Raw genomic sequence first — 18,227 nt, forward strand, 5'->3', positions numbered from 1 at the left:
GAGGCCACGGGTGGCGCGGGCAGAAGATGATCACCGATTTGATGGCGCCCCCGGACTCCGAGTCCTCGAATGCCTGCTGATGTCGTCGAACTCAAGAGCCCGCGCTGCGCGACCGGTCTGGCTGGCGACGCGACCGCGTAGGCTCGCAACATGGCCGTCCATCGTGATCGCGTCGCGCAGCACCCGCCGAGATCGTGATGCATTCGACGAGCGAAAGGCGGCTGTCGTGACGCTGGTCATGGGCATCGTCAACGTGACCCCGGACTCGTTCAGCGACGGCGGCCGGTACCTCAACGCGGACGCCGCGATCGCACACGGCCGCGCCCTTCGCGCAGCCGGAGCCGATCTAATCGATGTGGGCGGCGAGTCGACCCGGCCCGGTGCGCAGCGGGTGGCTCCTGCGCTCGAGCAGGACCGAGTGCTGCCTGTGGTGGCCGCCCTCACGGCCGACGGCGCGATCGTGAGCATCGATACCGTGAACGCCGCGACCGCTGCGGCGGCCGTCGCGGCGGGCGCGCGCATCGTCAATGACGTCTCGGCTGGCCTCGCCGACCCCGAGATGCTCCCGGCCGTAGCGGCAACCGGCGCCGACATCATCCTGCAGCACTGGCGCGGGCCGTCCTCCGACATGTACGCGCAGGCGACATACGGTGATCTGGCGCGCGAGCTGGTCGCCGAGCTCGACGGCCGCGTGCGCGCCGCGGCCGAGGTCGGTATCTCGCCCGATCGTGTGATCGTCGACCCCGGGATCGGCTTCGGAAAGCGCGGCGCGCAGAACTGGCAGGCGCTGCACGCTCTCGACCGGATCATGGCACTCGGACCGCGCGTGCTGGTCGGCACGAGCCGCAAGCGCTTCCTGGCGGACGCGCTCGGCGAGGACGCGTCCGAGCAACGCCGCGACCTCGCCACGGCGGTGACGAGCGTGCTCGCCGCGCAGGCCGGGGTCTGGGCCGTCCGCGTCCACGATGTGATCGCGACACGCGATGCGCTTTCGGTATGGCAGCGGTGGGAGAACGCGACATGACCGAGCGGATCCTGCTTACCGGCATCCGCGCCACCGGCCATCACGGCGCGCACGGCCGCAATCTTCCCTGCCGTCCTCCAGCGGGTGTGGGACTCGCGCTCTAGTAGATGATCACGGGTTTGATGGTGCCCCCGGACTCGGAGTCCTCGAATGCCTTGTTGATGTCGTCGAACTCGTAGGTACGGATGAGCTTGTCGAACGGGAAATCGCCCTTCTCGTACATTCGGATGAGCTTCGGGATGTACAGCTGCGGGACGGAGTCTCCCTCGACGACGAGACTGAGTTTGAGGCCGGTGAGAAGGAGAGTGCCGATGTTGAACGGTGCCTCCGTACCCAACGGTGCGGCGCCGACGAGCGCACCGTGCCCGCGAGTCGCCAGGGAGGCCAGCATCTGGGGGAAGACGTCTTTGACGCCCGTGGAGTCGAGAGCGAAGTTGACCCCTTCGCCGCCGGTGATGTCACGAATAGCCTCCACCGGGTTGGTGTCCCGGGAGTTCACGGCATGGGTTGCACCCAGCTCGCGGGCGAACTCCAGGCGTGACTCGACGATGTCGACCACGATGACTGTGGTCGCACCTGATGCGATGGCCGCGAGCATTCCTGCCATCCCGACAGCGCCGGTACCGAAGATGGCGATGGATGAGCCTGGTCCGGGCTGAAGAACGTTGAGGACGGCGCCGGATCCGGTCTGAATGCCGCAGCCGAGAGGACCGAGAATCTCTAGCGGGACGTTCTCGGGGACTTTGACGACGTTCCTGGCGATGACGTTCGTCACGGATGCGAACGAGGACTGACCGAAGAAGTTCGAGGAGATCTCGCCGTCGTGATCTGTGAACATCTTGGAGCCGTCGGGACGCGAGCCTCCGAAGTTCAGCGGGTAGAAGTCGACGCAGTACGCCGGGTGCCCGTCGACGCAGTGGGCACAAGCACCGCACGCGGCCGGCGCCAGGACGACGTGATCGCCCGGTGCGACGGTGGTGACGCCCGCTCCCACCCGCTCCACGATGCCGGCACCCTCGTGCCCGAGGACGGCGGGCAGCGGCGTCGGGTACCACTGGTCGCGCACGATCGCGTCCGTGTGACACACGCCGGATGCGACGAGTCGAACTTGAACCTCGTCTTCGCGAGGTTCATCCAGGTCGAGTTCTCGTATCTCGAGCGGGGTGTGGGGCGCCGTCGCGACAGCAGCACGAATCCTCATTGATTTCCTCTTCTGCAGGTGCGGTGCCGCGGTGCGGCGATCCTCGATCAGACTGCGGAAGTGGTCTGGTGTCCTCATGAGCGCGGGACGGATCACGCGATCTGGTCTACATCGACCACTCTCGCAACACGCTACGCAGAGCGCCTAACTCGCTGAATGACCGGATTCGTCTGCGTTGATACGTTCCCGATCCGAATCGGGTGCGCTGCTGTCGCGGAGGTCTCCTTCACCGGCGATCGTGCCCGATTCTCGATACCGTGCGGCGAGCTCGCTGCGTGAGCGGATGCCGAGTTTCCCGTAGATGCGGGTGAGGTGGTACTGGACGGTCTTCGCCGAGATGTAGAGCTCGGAGGCGACCTCCCGGTTCGACTTCCCGTTGGCGACGAGGCCCGCGACAAGACTTTCCTGCGAGGTGAGCTCCAGATCGGGTTGTCCTCCACGCTGTGCCCCGATTCCTGCCGCGGCAATCTCCCGGTCGCATCGCTCGATGTAGCGTGTTGCTCCAAGTCGCGCGAACAGCTGCCGGGCCGACCACAGTGCGGTGTCGGACTCGCGTCGCTTGCCGGCACGTCGGAGGGACTGGCCGTAGGCGAACCACAGACGCGCCCGATCCACCTCCAGCGGCAGCCCTTCGATGCTGTGCAACGCGTCCTCGAACGTTCGCCGCGCATCCTGTATCTGACCCTGCGCCGCATGCAGTCGCCCGAGAGGCAGCCCCAGCCGGGCGAGCGAGACGATGTCGCCGCGGCGTTGAGCCAACGCGATCTGCGGCTCCAGGAACGTCTGCGCCTCCTCGAGGCGACCCTCCATGACGAGCGCATTCGCGTATATGTCACCCCAAGGCCAGAAGCCGGGTTCGTTGACAGGGTCGTCGGGTGCGCGGTCGGCCAGCGGCGAGAGCGTGCGCACGACGCCGCGGTAGTCGGCGGAGGTTTCGGCCGCGCTGGCCCGCGCGATCAAGCTCGGCAGCTGCATCACGAGGTAGTCGGTCGACACGCTCGAGCCGCGTTGCAGGCTCGCAACAGCTCTTTCGTCGTCGTTGCGCATGGCGTGGATCTGGCTGATCGTCCACTCCAGAAGCGGCACGAAGAAGGCCATCCCGGAGTGCTCGACGATCTCGAGGCCGCGGCGTGCGATGTCCAAGGCGTGATCCCAGTCCCCCACGAGGAACAGCACCCGCGCTAGCCACGCGTGCGCCCAGGCCGAGATGCGCAGCGAGCCGCCGCCAGCTCAGGGTCGCTCGCCGGGTCCACGGTTCGCCACGCACGAGACAACCTGGCGTCCGCCTCGGCCGGCTGACCTTGCACCACGGCAAGGTATCCGAGGACGGCATCGTGCAGCGTGGTCTCCCGAAGCCGGTCGACCTGCGGGAGGAGGTCTCGCGCGGCGAGCGTATCGCCGGCCGCGACGAGCGCGTCGATGGCTCTCACCCGTCGCTCTTCCTTCAGCCCCTCGGCGTGGGACGGAACCTCCACGATGCCCCCGTCGTGCTGTTGCCTTTCGCCGTCGAACCCCATCCGACGGCCCGTCCGTTGCGCGGCGCACCGGCTTCCCTGCTGTGGCGAAGCGACGCCGGCCTGGACTCTTCAGACATGCAGCTGACCGTCCTGGGTCCGCGGGTCGCCGAGCACGCCTTCGTTCTTGCGCTCACTCTGGCCCCGCTCAGTCGCGGCGAAGTGCGACTGGCCCCACCCGGGTGGGGCGAGATCCACATCCTCAAGCGCCGCCTCCTGACCGATGATGCCGATGTCGACCGGATGCTCGACGCCCTCGGCGTGGTGAGGGACCTGGCAGAGACGGCGGCATTCGCGTCCGTCGGCTGCCGCGAGCTCGCGCCCACCCCGTTCGCTCGCAGCCTGACCGGTCTGCGCGAGTATGTGCGGCGCATCGCAGGACGGGCGGGGCGGGCAGGCGGGACCTGTGCGATGGGGATCACTCCGTCGTCGGTGGTCGATTCTCACCTTCGTGTCCACGGCGTGAGCGCGCTTCGCGTCATCGACGAATCAGTCCTGCCCGCGCCAACCGCAGTGAACCCGAACGCCGCGACCATAGCGATCGCCGTGCGCGGCGCCGAGCTGCTGCTCGCCGGCACCCCCGCCGAGCGCTCCCACGCCGCCTGACGTGACGCCAACCCAACCAACCCGGAAGGAAACCACCATGACGAATGTGCTCGATGCCGCACCGCAGCTGCTCGACGAACACCCCTGGCGCGGCCAGATCTACAGCGGAGGATGGCGGGAAGGACGCCGAGGCGCCGCGGCAAGCGTGGAACCCGCCACGGGTGCGAGCCTGGCCGAGTACGGCGTCGCCGACACACAGGATGTGTTCGATGCCGTTCGCCGCGCCACCGAGGCACAGCCGTCCTGGGCTGCTACCCCCGGGCCCGAGCGAGCGGCGCTCATCCGCCGTGTCGCGGCGGTGCTGGAAGAGAGCCGGGGCGAGTTCGAGACGTGGCTGATCCGCGAGGGCGGTTCTGTGCCGGGAAAGGCGCAGTTCGAGGTGAACCTGGTCCTCAGCGAACTGTGGGAGGCCGCCGCCCTTGCCACCCAGCCGTGGGGGGCGCTGCTGCCCACCAGTGAGGCGGGACGCGAGAGCTTCGCCCGCCGCGTTCCCATCGGTGTCGTCGGCGTCATCAGCCCGTGGAACTTCCCTCAGATTCTCTCCATGCGCGCCGTGGCTCCCGCGCTGGCCCTGGGCAACGCGGTCATCCTGAAGCCCGACGTGCACACGGCCATCTCGGGTGGACTGCTCCTCGCCGCGCTGTTCGAGAAGGCTGGCCTGCCGGACGGGCTGCTGCACGTCCTCCCCGGCGGGGCAGACGTCGGTGCGGCAGTGGCCGAGGCCCCCGGAATCGGGATGGTGTCGTTCACCGGGTCGACCGCGGTCGGCAAGCTCGTCGGAGAAGCAGCCGGACGCACGCTGAAGCGCGTCTCGCTGGAGCTCGGCGGCAACAACGCACTGCTCGTCCTCGACGATGCCGACCTCGACGTCGCCAGCTCGGCCGGCGCGTGGGGCGCGTTCCTGCACCAGGGGCAGGTGTGCATGACAGCCGGCCGTCACATCGTCGCCGAATCGGTCGCCGATCGCTACATCGACCTGCTGGTCGAGCGGGCGAACCGTCTGCCGGTGGGCGACCCGTTCACCGAGCCGGTCGCGCTGGGACCACTGATCAACGAGCGGCAGGTGGCCAACGTGGACCGCATCGTCCGCGAGACCCTCGCCGCCGGCGCGACGCTGCGTGCGGGTGGGGTGGCCAACGGCGCCTACTACAGCCCGACAGTGCTCGCCGACGTCACGACGAGCATGCCGGCCTTCTACGAGGAGATCTTCGGTCCTGTCGCTCCGGTCATCGTCGTCAAAGACGACGATGAGGCTGTCCGCGTCGCCAACGAGACAGAGTACGGACTCGTCGCCGCGATTCAGACCGGCTCGCTGGACCGTGGCCGTGAGGTCGCCGACCGGTTGCGCACCGGCATCGTGCACATCAATGACCAGACCCTCAACAACGACGCCTACGCACCGTTCGGGGGCACGGGGGCATCCGGCAACGGCGCCCGATTCGGTACACAGAGCAGCTGGGATGAGTTCACTCAGTGGCAGTGGATCACTCAGAGGCGAACCGCCCACGGCTTCCCGTTCTGATCGCCCCTGACGTACTGCCCGCGCTGGAGGATCCGGCGCGGGCAGTACTCGATGGTGCGCCCGGTGCGGCACCATCTGACCGGCAGCTGCAACTAACGCGGGTCGCGATGAGAGTGAGCGTGCTGATCGTGGCGCGCGATCGCGGGAAGCGGTCGGACCGGCCATCCTCTCGCCTCGCTGAAGCAGCCCAGTCGAGGAAGCGGCCGGCACGGCTGAGGCGGTTATCGCTCCCCGGTCAGAGTGAGGTGCTGACGGAGGGGGAACAGCTCCACCCGGCGAGCGGCGATGCCCCACAGGCCACGAGGCAGCAGCAAGGTGATGACGATCGCGATGACGCCGAGCACCACCAGGTACCAGGTGCCGAACGGAGACAGCCAACGTTCGAGGACGAAGAAGATGATCGCCCCGACGATGGGGCCCTCGATCGTGCCGAGCCCGCCGATGACGACGATGAAGATCATCCAGACCGCGAAGTCGACGCGGAACATCGAATCCGGGCGCACTTGCAGTGTCGACAGCGCAAGCAGACCCCCGGCGAGAGCGCAACCGGCTGCTGCGACGACGAACACGATGCGCTTGCCCCGCATCACCGGGACGCCCAGGGATGCGGCGGCGACCGGTTCGTCGCGGATCGCGGTGAACCCGCCGCCCAGCCGTGATCGCATCAACAAGTACGCGGCCCCGACGACGACGACGGTCGCGGCGAGTCCGACCCAGAAGACCGTGGCGCTGCGCCACGCGGGTGTGGTGCCGAGCGCGGCGGAGGGCAGTGTCAGTGTTCCGACGCTGCCGTTGAGAGCGGGCACGCGCGACACGATCTGGCGGACGACTTCGGCGACCACCCATGTCGCGATCGCGAAGTAGCCGCCGCTCAGCCGGAACACCAGGAAGGAGACCGGGATAGCGAGTGCGGCGGCGACGACTGCGCCGCCGACGATCGCGAGGTAGGGGTTGACGCCGCCGAGCGTGGCGAGTGCGACGAGTGCGTACGCGCCGACTCCGATGAACGCTTGCTGGCCGATGGAGACCATCCCGGCGTACCCGGCGAGGAGGTTCCAGGTCGTGCCGATGATGATGAAGAAGAACAGGCGCACGAGTGCGTCCTGCACATCCGAGGCGAACAGGAAGGGCATGACGGCCAGGAAGATCACCAGTGGAGCCGAGGCGACGCCGCCGATCAGCGACACGCGGGTGCCGCGGGTCAAGCGGAAGTCGGGGATGGTTGTCGAGCTCATCACTGCACCGCCTTCTGGAACAGACCGGTGGGTTTCACCGCGAGGATGGTGAGGAAGACGAGGTTGGCGATCAGCACGCCGTACCCGCCGGTGAGCTGGTTGCCGAACGCCTGGGCGAGCCCCAGGATGATGCCGCCCGCGAGCGTGCCCCACAGGCTCCCCAGCCCGCCGATGATCACCGCTTCGAACGCGAAGATGAGCTGGTCGTTGCCCGAGACCGGCGTGAACTGGGTGCGCAGCCCGAGGAACACACCGGCGATCGCGATCGTCGCGAAGGCGATCGCGGTGGCCAGCGCGTAGATGCGGCGGTTCTCGATGCCCATCAGTTGCGCCGTCATCTGGTCGTCGCTGACCGCCCGCATGGCCCGCCCGTAGCGGGTCCGCGCGAGGAACAGCTGCAGCACCACGATGACCGCCACCCCGACGAGGGCCGCCAGCAGCGGCAGCGCGCCGATCGAGATGCCGTCGGCAAGGGGGATGCTCCAGGCTGCCAGTCCCTCCGACGGCAGAGCCCGGCTGTCGGCGGAGTAGACCTCCTGCAGCGAACTGGAGATGATCACACCGATGCCGAACGTCACGATGATCGGCGCAAGCCCGCCCTGTTCGATCGCCGCGTTGAGCACGAAGGTTTGCAGCAGCCAGCCCACACCAGCCAGAACGGGCACCACCACGAGCAGGGCAAGCCACCATGACATCCCCGTGATGGTCATCACCGACAGCGCGAGGTACGCGCCCAGCACGGCGAGCGTGCCGTGGGCGAGGTTGACGATGCGCATGACACCGAAGACGAAAGACAGGCCCGCCGCCAGCAGCGCGAAGAAGCCGCCGGCGAGGATCCCCTGGATTGCCGCGTTCACCCACTCCATGAGCGCCCCCTCACATTCCGAAGTACGCCGACGCGAGCTGGTCGCGTGAGAACTCGTGGCTGTCGCCCTCGAGGACCGTCCGACCCTCGAGCAGCACCTGCACGCGGTCGGCGACCGCCAGCGCGTGGTGCACGTCCTGCTCGACGACGAGCACCGTGGTGCCCTGGCTCGTGATCGCCGGCAGTGCTGCATAGACCGCCTCGACCGCGACGGGCGCCAGCCCCAGCGAGACTTCGTCGAGCATCATGAGAAGCGGGTTGCTCATGAGGGTGCGGGCGATCGCGGTGGCCTGCTGCTCGCCGCCTGACAGGGTGTGGCCGAGCTTGCCGCGGATGTCGCCGACGAGCGGGATCGCGTCCATCACCGTCCGCAGTCCCCACGGGCCCGGGCGCCGGGAGAACCCGCCCACCAGGAGGTTCTCCTCGACGGTCAGGCTGGGGAAGATCCGCCGTCCCTCGGGGGTGAGCCCGATGCCGCGTCGGACGCGGCGCGGCGCCGTCACGCGGGACACGTCATCCCCGTCGAACACGATCGATCCCTCCGCGGGCGGGAGTATCCCGGCGACGGCTTTCATCAGCGTCGACTTGCCCGCTCCGTTCGCGCCGATGACGGCGAGCACCTCGCCGGCATCGACATGCACGTCGATGCCGTGAAGGGCCTCGAAGTGGCCGTAGCGGACGACCAGGCCGTGCACCTCGAGCAGCGTCATCCGCTCTCCTCCCCCGTGGTGAACGTGGTGCCGAGGTAGGTCTCGACCACTTCGGGGGCGTGCATGACGTTCGCGGGTGTTCCCTGCGCGAGGATGCGGCCGAAGGCCAGGCACATCAGTTCGTCGACGACGGCGGTCAGAGCGTGGACGATGTGCTCGATCCAGATGATCGTCAGACCGGACTCCTTGAGTTCGCGGATGAGCCCGACGAGGGCGGGCAGCTCATGGTCGTTGAGGCCTCCCGCGATCTCGTCCAGGAGGACGAGCCGCGGCCGCGTCGCGAGCGCGCGGGCCAGCTCGAGCCGTTTGCGATCCAGCAGCCGCAGGTCGCCCGCGCGCGTGTCTGCCAGGTGCAGCAGTTTCGTCCGATCCAGTGCCTCCACTGCGAGCGTGGCCGCGCCCCGGCCGCGTTCGCCCGCCCCGTACGAGGCGCCTACGAGCGCGTTCTCGAAGACGGTCATGTCGGTGAACGGCCGCGGGATCTGAAAGGTTCGGGCGATGCCGGCGCGGGTGCGTCGGGCGGTGCTGACATCGGTGAGGTCGGCGCCGGCGAAGGTGACGCGTCCGTCGTCGGGCCGGAGGACGCCCGTGATGAGCGAGAGCAACGTGGACTTGCCTGCGCCGTTCGGCCCGATGACCCCGAGGGCCTCACCGGCCTCGACGGCGAAGGTCAGCCGGTCTGCGGTGACGACCGACCCGAACCGTTTGGACAGCCCATCGATCTCCAGGATGTTCGTGCTCATCTCGCTCTTCCCTCGGTGCTGGGGCACGTGCATGCCCCAGCACCGGCGTCGTTACTGCAGCGGCTGGACCTGCCCGCCGAGCGGGATCTCCGGAGCGGTCGAGTTCGCGACGACGACGAGGTCGTACGGGAACCGGTCGCCTTCGACCCACTGCCCGCCCACGAGCGGGCTCGCCGCCGTGTTGGGGTACGGTCCGGCGGTGAAATCGAGTGGGCCGACGATGGAGTCGATCGCGAGGGCTCCGACGGCGGTGTCGATGTCGGCGCCGTTCGTGCTGCCTGCGCTGTCGATCGCCGCGACGAGCACTTCGAACAGAGCATGGGAGAAGCCGAGCGCCACGGTCCACTGCTTGCCGGTCGCGTCCTCGTATGCGCTGGCGAGGTCGCCGGCGCTCTGCCCGGTGAGGCTGGAGCTGAACGGGGCGGTTGGCGTCCACCACACCTCGGTCGTGAATCCGATCGGATCATCGAATGCGGCGATCGCGGCGGGGAACTCGATCGCCTTCGCCATCGACACGACTTTCGGTGTCCACCCCTGCTGCTGCGCCTGCTGCCAGAAGGCGGCGAAGTCGGGGGGCGGCACGACGCCGGTGAGGATCTCGTCGCCGTTCGCCTTGAACGTGTTGATGATCGAGGTGAAGTCGGTCGTTCCGGGGTCGTAGAGCGTCGGAACATCCAGGGTGTACCCGTTGCCGCTGCCCTCGAAGATGCCGGGCAGCGCACCGCTCCACGCCTGACCGTCCGGATCGTTCGGGAAGAGCCCCGCGACCTTCTTGTTCGTGTCCACCTGCGTCCAGATGTCCTGGTACACGGTCGCGATATCGCCGAGACCCCAGAAGAAGTGATGCACCCACGCCAGCGGCTCCTTGTCGGCCAGCTCCGCCGGGCTCGATGCTCCGTGAACGCTCAGCGCCCACGGCTCCAGCGGGGTGTCGGCGGTGATGCAGGGAACCCCGGCATCGATGCATTGCAGCGACACCGGCACGGTCGTCTCCGGTGTCGCGTGTGCCAGCAGCACGTCCGCTCCCGCGGCCAGCAGCTTCTGCGCCGCCTGGCTGGCTCCGTCGGCGGTGGAACCGGAGTCCTCCAGCCGGATGTCCACGGCGACTTCGTCGCCACCGACCTCGAGCGGATGCTCGTCGAACCACGACTGCAGCTCATCGACCACCCAGCGGTCAGGTTCACCGAACGCGGCAAGCGCCCCGGTGAGCGGCGTGACGAATCCCACCGTGAAGGTGCCGGGGTCGTCGGACGCGCCGGACTGCGGCGCATCCAGGCTCTGGCATCCCGTCAGCACGACTGCGACGGCCGCCACCACACCCAGCGCGACAACACGTCCATGTGTTCTGTTCATGTGCGTCCTTACACACTCGTGGAGCTACGGCTTCCGCCGCATTGCTCCTCTTCCTCGGGTTGGAAACCGATGATTGCATGCGATCCCTGCGCCCGGAACCCGTTATCCAGACCGGCCTCCTCTGAGTCGAGACCTGTATCGGATGGATCGGTGCCGACGCACCAACCATGGATGATTCAGACGCTGTAAATATGAATAGAGAGGATTTATGTCATTCATTTCACCGAGTGCGCCGCTTAGCCTGCCTCTAGGTCGAAGGCGCAAGGAGGCACGATGTCGATCGAGACACGTCAATTGCGCTACTTCGTCGCCGTGGCCGAAGAACACCACTTCGGACGCGCGGCCCAACGTCTGCTGATCGCCCAGCCTCCGCTGTCGCAGCAGATCCGAGTGCTGGAGAGGTCATTGGGTACGGAGTTGCTGACACGCACGACGCGGAAGGTCGAGCTGAAACCGGCAGGAGAGCTTCTCCTGGAGCGAGGTCGCCGCATTCTCGCCGAGCTCGACGCGCTGGAAGATGAGGTCAAGAAGGTCGGTGACGGCTTGCAGGGCTCGCTGCGCATCGGATTCACAGGCTCCACGACCTATGGGCTGATGCCGCGCGTGGTCCGCGAGGCAAGCCGCGCGTTCGACGGGGTGGCCCTTGCCGTCAGTGGTGAGATGCTCACCCCGCAGCTGGTCCGTGAACTGGAGGATCAGCACCTGGATGTGGTGGTGCTGCGCGCGCCCGTACCGCCGGCCGAGATCAGCCACGTCACGGTTGCGCGCGAGCAGATCGTGGCCGCGATTCCGTCCAACTCGCGACTGGCCGACCGTGCGACATTGACGTTCGACGACTTCGCCGATCAGGTCATGGTCGGATATCCCGAGGACTCTTCGATGTCACAGGCCATCACCGCCCGCCTCCTCGACCACGGCCTCACCCCGCGCTACGCGCACCGCGTGCGCGAGACGTCAGCGCTGCTCTCGCTCGTCGCCGCCGGGATCGGACCTGCGCTGGTTCCGCAGTCGGCAACCTCGCTGAACCTCGGTGGCACGGTGTTCCGCGAAATCGAGGACGCGCCCACCACTGAGCTGGCCGTCGCCTGGCGGACGAACGACAGCTCTCGCCTGGTCGAGCGCTTCGTCACCTTCCTCACCGAGGTGATCCGCGACGTGCGGGGGGAGGTCAACCGGTGATCATCGACGAGGTCGAAGCCATCCCCTATCGAATCCCGATGAGCAAGCCGCTGCACTTCGCCAGCGGCGCCGTGCACGACATCGAGCACGTGCTGCTGCGGATCACGACGTCCGAGGGCATCGTCGGGATCGCAGATGTGCCCCCGCGCCCATACACGTACGGCGAGACCACGGCATCGGTCATCGGCATCCTCACCGGCCTGTTCCGGGAGGTCCTGGTGGGCGCAGATCCGTTGGATCGCGCGCAGATCCACGCGAGGCTTGCCCGCACGGTCGGCAATCCGACAGCGAAGGGTGCCGTCGACATCGCCGTGTGGGACATCATCGGCAAATCACTCGGTGTGCCCGTGCACCGCCTCCTCGGCGGGTACACGCGGAAGCTTGCGGTCTCGCACATGCTCGGATTCGACTCCGCAGCGGCCCTGGTCGATGAAGCGCACTCGTACATTGAACGCTTCGGCATCCGCACCTTCAAGGTCAAGGTCGGCCGACGCCCGCTCGCGCTGGACATCGAGCTCACCCGGTCCCTGCGGGAGGCTCTCGGCCCAGACGTGGAACTGTATCTGGATGCGAACCGCGGATGGACGGCCACGGAGGCGCTGCAGGTCCTCGACGCCACATCCGACCTGGGCCTGACGTACTTCGAGGAACCCGACGACGCCCGCGAGATCCTGGGCCGTCGGAGCCTCGTGCAGCTCTCGCGCATCCCCATCGTCGCGGACGAGTCCGCGCCGTCGCTCGGCGACGCCGCCCGCGAGATCCAGACCGGCGGCGCGACAGCCCTGTCGATCAAGACCGCTCGCACCGGGTTCACCGAGTCGCAGAAGATCCTCGGGTACGCCGAGGCCCTCGGCATCGATGTGCTGATGGGCAACCAGATCGACTCCCAGCTGGGCAGCATCGCCACCGTCACGTTCGGGGCCGCGTTCGAGTACTCCTCACGCCGCGCCGCCGAGCTGTCCAACTTCCTCGACATGGCCGACGACCTCATCGCCGATCCCATCCGCATCGAAGACGGCTTCGTCACCGCCCCCACCGGTCCCGGCGTGGGCACCGCCATCGACGAGGAAAAGCTCGCCGCCTACCGGATCGACAGGGGGTGACCGGGATGCTCTACCTGGTCCGGATGGACGTGCATCTTCCCGCTGACATGCCAGCGGCGGCCGCCGAAGACATCAAGCTGCGCGAGAAGGAGTACTCGCAAGCGCTCCAGCGAGACGGTCGCTGGAAGGAGTTGTGGCGGGTCGTCGGCGAGTACGCGAACTATTCGGTCTTCGATGTCGCCGGGAACGAAGAGCTGCACGAGATCCTCAGTGCCCTGCCGCTGTTCCCGCACATGGCGATCACGGTCATCCCGCTCGCCACCCACCCGTCCCGAGTCGACGTGCCCGCGCCGGCTCACACTCACACAGAAGAAACGCAAAGGAGCACTCATCATGACTGACGCCAGCTTTCAGGCGGAGACGACGGCGAAGGCGGCCGAGTCCGGCGCCAACGCAACCGAGAACTTCCTCGAGCGATCGCGCGCCGCGTTCGATGGCGTCGTCGTCGACCACGCGCGTGTGAGCCGCCTCGCCGGCCGTGCGATCCAGGCCCTCAACGACATCATCGTCGAGGAGAAGCTCACCTATCCGGAGTACAACGCGGTCAAAGCGTGGCTCATCAAGGTCGGCGAGGACGGCGAATGGCCGCTGTTCCTCGACGTGTGGCTCGAGCACTCCGTCGAGGAGGTCGCAAGCGAGCACCGCAAGGGCAGCAAGGGCACCATCGAGGGGCCGTACTACGTGCCCGATGCACCCGAGCATGCGTGGGACGGCACGATCTCGATGCGCGAAAACGAGCCCGGCGACCCGCTGCTGTTCAGCGGGCAGGTCCGCGCCGTCGACGGCACACCGCTCGCGGGCGCCCGCATCGAGCTGTGGCATGCCGACGACCTGGGGTTCTACTCCCAGTTCGCGCCGGGCCTTCCCGAGTGGAACCTCCGCGGCGTCTTCATCGCGAACGAAGACGGCAAGTATGCCTTCAACACGGTCCGACCCGCGCCCTACCAGATCCCCACCGAGGGCGCGTGCGGTGTGCTCATCGAGGCCGCCGGATGGCACGCCTGGCGTCCCGCGCACCTTCACCTGAAGGTCTCCGCGCCTGGATACGAACTGATCACGACCCAGCTGTACTTTCCCGGAGACCCGCACAACGGCGACGACATCGCCTCGGCCGTCAAGCCGGAGCTTGTTCTCGACCCGCACCCCCGCACCGATGGCGAGGGAGAAGTCGTCGTCTACGACTTCGTCCTCGACCCCGAATAGCGATCGCCGTCCCGGTAGGTGGGGATCGATCATCTCCGCCTACCGGGACCTTGTCCGAGTCAACACAAAGCCGAACCATGACAGCCCCGATTCTGACCTTCACCGACGCCACCGGGCCAAGCGACGCCCCGCTGCTCATCCTCGGCCCCTCACTTGGCACATCGACGGCTCTCTGGTCGACCACAACCCCCCTGCTTGCGGAGCGGTACCGCACGATCGAATGGGACCTCCCCGGCCACGGCGCATCGCCGATTGCCAACAGCCCGTTCACCGTCGCCGATCTGGCCGACGCGGTCGCCGCCGAGGTGCGCGAACTCGGAGCGGAACCCATCCTCTACGCCGGAGTCTCGCTGGGCGGAGCGGTCGGAGTCGAGCTCGCCGTCCGCCATCCCGAGCTGGTCGAGGCGGCCCTCATCATCGCTTCGGGGGCGAAGATCGGGGACCCCACTGGATGGCGCGAACGCGCCGCGCTCGTCCGCTCCGCGTCCACGACAGCGCTCGTCGAAGGCTCCATCCAACGCTGGTTCGCACCCGATTCAACGCGGCGAGACCCAGAGCTGACAGCGCAGCTGCTCCAGGCGCTGCGGGACGCCGACGACGAATCCTACGCGCGGTGCTGCGAGGCGCTGGCCACGTACGACGCACGCAGGCAGCTGAAACAGATCCAGGCTCCGCTGCTCGCGGCTTGGGGAGAGTACGACACCGTCGCACCGTACTCGATGGCCGTCGAGCTCGCCGAAGGAGCGCTGAATGGCAAGACAAGCAGGATTCCCGGTGCCGCCCACCTGCCGCCCGCCGAGCAGCCCGCGGCGACCGCGTTGTTGATACGCGACTTCTTCCACACCGTCCAGCGCTAGCCCCCGCCTGCCGGAGAGGACACCGCCCCATCCGGGGAGTCGAAGAATGAATGACCGAATCACTCTCCGCTTCATGACATCACCGCAAGACGCCGCCCTGAGCAGCACATCCGTGGCAGCTGGACGTGTGCTGGAGTGGATCGACAAGGCCGGCTACGCGTGCGCTGTCGGCTGGAGCGCGTCATACTGCGTGACCGCGTATGTCGGCAACGTTCAGTTCACTCGACCCATCGCACCCGGCCAGATCGTCGAGGCGCACGCACGCATCATTCAAACCGGCCGCACGAGCATGCAGGTCCTCGTCACCGTGGAGGCAGCGGACGTGCGCACGCGCAGGTTCATTCCTGCGACCCATTGCATCCTGGTGTTCGTGGCAGTTGACGAGGACGGCCGCCCGCGCGCCGTACCCCCGTGGTCACCGTCGAGCGAAACCGACCAGGTCCTGCACGACCGCGCGGAAGAACGGCTGGCTCCCCGCCGTGCGATCCGTGACGCGATGCAGCAGCAGGTGTATTCGGATCAGGGGACGACCCCGCGCAGTGTTCTTCGATTCCTCGCCGCCCCCAGCGACGCGAACTGGGGCGGCAACGCGCATGGTGGGACGGTGATGCGCTGGATCGATGAAGCCGCATACTCCTGCGCTGCGGGGTGGAGTTCAGAGTCCGCTGTGGCCGTCTACTCGGGGGGCATCCACTTCTACCATCCGATCCACATCGGCCACATCGTCGAAGTGGATGCCCGCCTCATACACACCGGCCCTCACAGCATGCACATCGCAATCCACGTGCGCTCGAGCTCACCACGCACACCGTCGGTACTCACTCTGACAACGAGGTGCATGAGCGTCTTCGTCGATGTCGGAAGCGACGGACGCGCGTTGCCCGTGCCACCGCTGCCCCTGTCCTCGGAGGAAGATCATCGTCTGGCCTCCCATGCCCGGGAACTGATCAGGATGCGCAGCGAGCTTGAGCCGCTCCCGCTGGAACACGCCCCCGCTGGAGATCTGTAGCGCGTCGGCGCCACTAGCTTCGCCGGCGCACTGGCGTGCGCTTCCACACGAGGACTCCGCCCCCGGCCGTCGCCGCCCTAGACGAGCTGGAGTTCGGCGTCGATCGCTGCGGCGGCTGCCCGCACGGCTGGAAGGTACCGGTCCATCAGGTGCTCCAGTGAGTCCCGGCTCGCGCTGGTGGACACGTTGATCGCTGCGATCACCTCACCGTTCCGCGAATGCACCGGGGCTGCGACCGAGCGTAGGCCGGGCTCGAGCTCGCCATCGACGATCGACCAGCCCTGGGTGCGCACTCGAACGATTTCCTCGGCCAACCGCACCTGGTCGGTGATGGTGAGATCCGTGAGGGGCCGCAGGTCAGCTGCGGCCAGTGCGGCATCGCGTTCGGCATCCGTCAGACCTGCCAGCAGGACCCGACCCATGCTCGTCGCATACGCGGGGAACCGCGTTCCAATCGTGATGCGCACGCTCATGATGCGGCGCGTAGGCACGCGCGCGACATAGACGATGTCCGTGCCGTCCAGCACCGCCGAGGACACCGACTCGCCGACTTCACGGGAAAGGCGCTCAAGATGTGGCTGCACCACCTCCGGCAGGGACAAGGCCGACAGGTAGCTGAATCCCAACTCGAGCACCCGAGGGGTCAGCGCGAACGAACGGGCGTCACTGCGGACGTAGCCGAGCGACTCGAGCGTGAGTAGGAACCGTCGGGTCGCCGCCCGGGTCAGCCCGGTCCGGCGGGCCACGTCACTCAACGTCAGTTCGGGGTGCTCCGCGTCGAACGCGCGGATGACGGCCAGTCCGCGCGCAAGCGACTGGACGAAGTCGCCGGCTGCCTCAGCCATAGGTGCTCCCGCCGGAATCGATACGCAACGCTACTCAACCTAGACGCACGCTGGCATCAAACAGGTAGCTGGCACCGGTCAGGTCGCGTCAGCGCTCGAGGACGACGGCGAGGCCCTGGCCGACGCCGATGCAGATCGCGGCGACCGCGAGGCCTCCGCCGCGGCGGGCGAGCTCGTGCGCGGCATGGCCGATGATGCGTCCGCCGGAGGCGCCGAGCGGGTGCCCGATCGCGAGAGCACCGCCATGGATGTTCACCCGCTCGGGATCGAAGTCCGGCCAGCCGGCGATATCTGCGAGCGACTGCGACGCGAAGGCCTCGTTCAACTCGACGACATCAACGTCTGCCCACGTCTTCCCGGCCCGCGCGAGAGCCTTGTTGGCGGCCTCGATCGGCGCGAGCGGAAACTGATCCGGGTCCACGCCGTGCGCTGCGCGGCTCGCGATGCGTGCCAGCGGCTCGCCGCGAACCGCGCCCTCCGCGGCGACCAGCACGGCAGAGGCGCCGTCGTTGATTGGCGAGGAGTTGCCGGCGGTCACGGTGCCGTCCGCGGCGAACAGCGCCTTGAGACCCGCAAGCTTCTCGATCGAGGTATCGTCGCGGATCCCCTCATCGCGGGCCAGCTCGGCGCCGGGCACCTGCACGATCTCGCCATCGTAGATCCCGTCAGCCCATGCCTTCGCGGCGAGGCGGTGCGAGCGCACGGCGAACGCATCCTGCTCCTCCCGCGTCAGCCCGGCCTCGCGCGCGACCTTCTCCGCGGACTCGCCGTTGCTGATCGTCCAGTGCACCGGCAGCGCCTTGTTGACCATGCGCCAGCCGATCGACGTGTTCCACATCGTCTGGTTGCCTACCGACGGCCACGGCCGCGGCGACTTCTCCACGACGAACGGCGCTCGGCTCATCGACTCGACGCCGCCCGCGAGAATGATGTCGGCGTCACCCGACTCGATCGCCCGCGAGGCCTGGATGACGGCCTCGACCGACGATGCACACAGCCGGTTCACCGTCACCCCGGTCACCGATGATGGGAAGCCGGCCAGCAGCGCGCCGAAACGCGCGACGTTCCGATTGTCCTCGCCCGCCTGATTGGCATCGCCGAAGATGACGTCGTCGATGCGTGCCGGGTCCAGGCCGGCGCGCTCGATCATCGCCTTCATGACCACCGCAGCGAGATCGTCGGGTCGGACTCCTGCCAGTGCGCCGCCGGCCTTTCCGAACGGCGTGCGTACCGCGTCGTACACGAAGCTCGCAGTCAT

The 18,227-nt window shown here is 67.7% G+C and carries 18 protein-coding genes; 9 read left to right on the top strand and 9 right to left on the bottom strand.

Annotated elements, in window-relative coordinates; translation table 11 throughout:
• The first annotated feature begins 226 nt into the window (after positions 1-226).
• Positions 227-1,024 (top strand): dihydropteroate synthase, encoded by a 798-nt coding sequence (folP, locus tag HUJ41_RS09320; protein WP_071044888.1) that lies wholly within the window; start codon positions 227-229, stop codon positions 1,022-1,024.
• A gap of 100 nt (positions 1,025-1,124) precedes the next feature.
• Here the strand turns inward: folP and HUJ41_RS09325 are convergent, their stop codons facing one another.
• Both HUJ41_RS09325 and HUJ41_RS09330 read right to left on the bottom strand, forming a co-directional pair.
• Positions 1,125-2,225 carry an NAD(P)-dependent alcohol dehydrogenase gene (locus HUJ41_RS09325; protein WP_071044783.1) on the bottom strand — a complete coding sequence of 367 codons (1,101 nt, stop codon included), beginning with the start codon at positions 2,223-2,225 and terminating at the stop codon, positions 1,125-1,127.
• 144 nt (positions 2,226-2,369) lie between these two features.
• Entirely contained in the window at positions 2,370-3,440 is a 1,071-nt protein-coding gene (locus HUJ41_RS09330) for a helix-turn-helix transcriptional regulator (protein ID WP_348531845.1), read from the bottom strand.
• Between the two features lie 86 nt (positions 3,441-3,526).
• Here HUJ41_RS09330 and HUJ41_RS09335 point away from each other — a divergent pair, with 86 nt between their 5' ends.
• A complete protein-coding gene (locus HUJ41_RS09335) occupies positions 3,527-4,345 on the top strand; it encodes a GMC oxidoreductase (RefSeq protein WP_179872335.1) in 819 nt (272 codons plus the stop codon).
• 37 nt (positions 4,346-4,382) lie between these two features.
• On the top strand, positions 4,383-5,867 hold the full coding sequence (locus HUJ41_RS09340; protein WP_071044794.1) for a benzaldehyde dehydrogenase: 1,485 nt from the start codon (positions 4,383-4,385) through the stop codon (positions 5,865-5,867).
• A 221-nt stretch (positions 5,868-6,088) separates the two neighbouring features.
• Here HUJ41_RS09340 and HUJ41_RS09345 read toward each other — a convergent pair whose 3' ends face one another.
• The 5 genes from HUJ41_RS09345 to HUJ41_RS09365 are packed head-to-tail and all read right to left on the bottom strand — an operon-like array spanning position 6,089 to position 10,773.
• Entirely contained in the window at positions 6,089-7,102 is a 1,014-nt protein-coding gene (locus HUJ41_RS09345) for a branched-chain amino acid ABC transporter permease (protein ID WP_071044795.1), read from the bottom strand.
• Positions 7,102-7,968 carry a branched-chain amino acid ABC transporter permease gene (locus tag HUJ41_RS09350; RefSeq protein WP_071044796.1) on the bottom strand — a complete coding sequence of 289 codons (867 nt, stop codon included), beginning with the start codon at positions 7,966-7,968 and terminating at the stop codon, positions 7,102-7,104. The genes HUJ41_RS09345 and HUJ41_RS09350 overlap by 1 nt, the downstream gene beginning before the upstream one ends.
• 10 nt (positions 7,969-7,978) lie before the next feature.
• Positions 7,979-8,677 carry an ABC transporter ATP-binding protein gene (locus HUJ41_RS09355; protein WP_071044797.1) on the bottom strand — a complete coding sequence of 233 codons (699 nt, stop codon included), beginning with the start codon at positions 8,675-8,677 and terminating at the stop codon, positions 7,979-7,981.
• Positions 8,674-9,420 carry an ABC transporter ATP-binding protein gene (locus tag HUJ41_RS09360; RefSeq protein WP_071044798.1) on the bottom strand — a complete coding sequence of 249 codons (747 nt, stop codon included), beginning with the start codon at positions 9,418-9,420 and terminating at the stop codon, positions 8,674-8,676. Before HUJ41_RS09360 ends, HUJ41_RS09355 begins: the two co-directional genes overlap by 4 nt.
• A gap of 51 nt (positions 9,421-9,471) precedes the next feature.
• Positions 9,472-10,773 carry an ABC transporter substrate-binding protein gene (locus HUJ41_RS09365; protein WP_071044799.1) on the bottom strand — a complete coding sequence of 434 codons (1,302 nt, stop codon included), beginning with the start codon at positions 10,771-10,773 and terminating at the stop codon, positions 9,472-9,474.
• A gap of 273 nt (positions 10,774-11,046) precedes the next feature.
• Between HUJ41_RS09365 and HUJ41_RS09370 the strand changes: the two genes are divergently transcribed.
• The 6 genes from HUJ41_RS09370 to HUJ41_RS09395 all read left to right on the top strand — a co-directional run bounded on the left by HUJ41_RS09370 (position 11,047) and on the right by HUJ41_RS09395 (position 16,124).
• Positions 11,047-11,952, top strand: coding sequence for a LysR family transcriptional regulator (locus HUJ41_RS09370; RefSeq protein ID WP_143003712.1), 906 nt, complete (start codon positions 11,047-11,049; stop codon positions 11,950-11,952).
• Positions 11,949-13,055 carry a mandelate racemase/muconate lactonizing enzyme family protein gene (locus tag HUJ41_RS09375; RefSeq protein WP_179872336.1) on the top strand — a complete coding sequence of 369 codons (1,107 nt, stop codon included), beginning with the start codon at positions 11,949-11,951 and terminating at the stop codon, positions 13,053-13,055. Before HUJ41_RS09370 ends, HUJ41_RS09375 begins: the two co-directional genes overlap by 4 nt.
• A gap of 5 nt (positions 13,056-13,060) precedes the next feature.
• Complete coding sequence (gene catC, locus HUJ41_RS09380) at positions 13,061-13,396, top strand: muconolactone Delta-isomerase (RefSeq protein ID WP_071044891.1); 336 nt, start codon at positions 13,061-13,063, stop codon at positions 13,394-13,396.
• Positions 13,389-14,258 carry a catechol 1,2-dioxygenase gene (gene catA / locus HUJ41_RS09385; protein ID WP_071044801.1) on the top strand — a complete coding sequence of 290 codons (870 nt, stop codon included), beginning with the start codon at positions 13,389-13,391 and terminating at the stop codon, positions 14,256-14,258. The genes catC and catA overlap by 8 nt, the downstream gene beginning before the upstream one ends.
• Before the next feature lie 77 nt (positions 14,259-14,335).
• Positions 14,336-15,115, top strand: a complete 780-nt coding sequence (locus tag HUJ41_RS09390; protein ID WP_071044802.1) for an alpha/beta fold hydrolase — start codon at positions 14,336-14,338, stop codon at positions 15,113-15,115.
• A 112-nt stretch (positions 15,116-15,227) separates the two neighbouring features.
• Positions 15,228-16,124 carry an acyl-CoA thioesterase gene (locus HUJ41_RS09395; protein WP_348531831.1) on the top strand — a complete coding sequence of 299 codons (897 nt, stop codon included), beginning with the start codon at positions 15,228-15,230 and terminating at the stop codon, positions 16,122-16,124.
• 77 nt (positions 16,125-16,201) lie between these two features.
• On the opposite strand, the gene HUJ41_RS09400 is transcribed toward HUJ41_RS09395, so the two are convergent.
• Entirely contained in the window at positions 16,202-16,969 is a 768-nt protein-coding gene (locus HUJ41_RS09400) for an IclR family transcriptional regulator domain-containing protein (RefSeq protein ID WP_071044804.1), read from the bottom strand.
• An 88-nt stretch (positions 16,970-17,057) separates the two neighbouring features.
• The gene (locus HUJ41_RS09405) at positions 17,058-18,227 is read right to left on the bottom strand and encodes a thiolase family protein (RefSeq protein ID WP_071044805.1); all 1,170 of its coding nucleotides are present in this window, start codon (positions 18,225-18,227) and stop codon (positions 17,058-17,060) included.

Source organism: Microcella indica (assembly GCF_013414345.1).
Lineage (GTDB): Bacteria > Actinomycetota > Actinomycetes > Actinomycetales > Microbacteriaceae > Microcella > Microcella indica.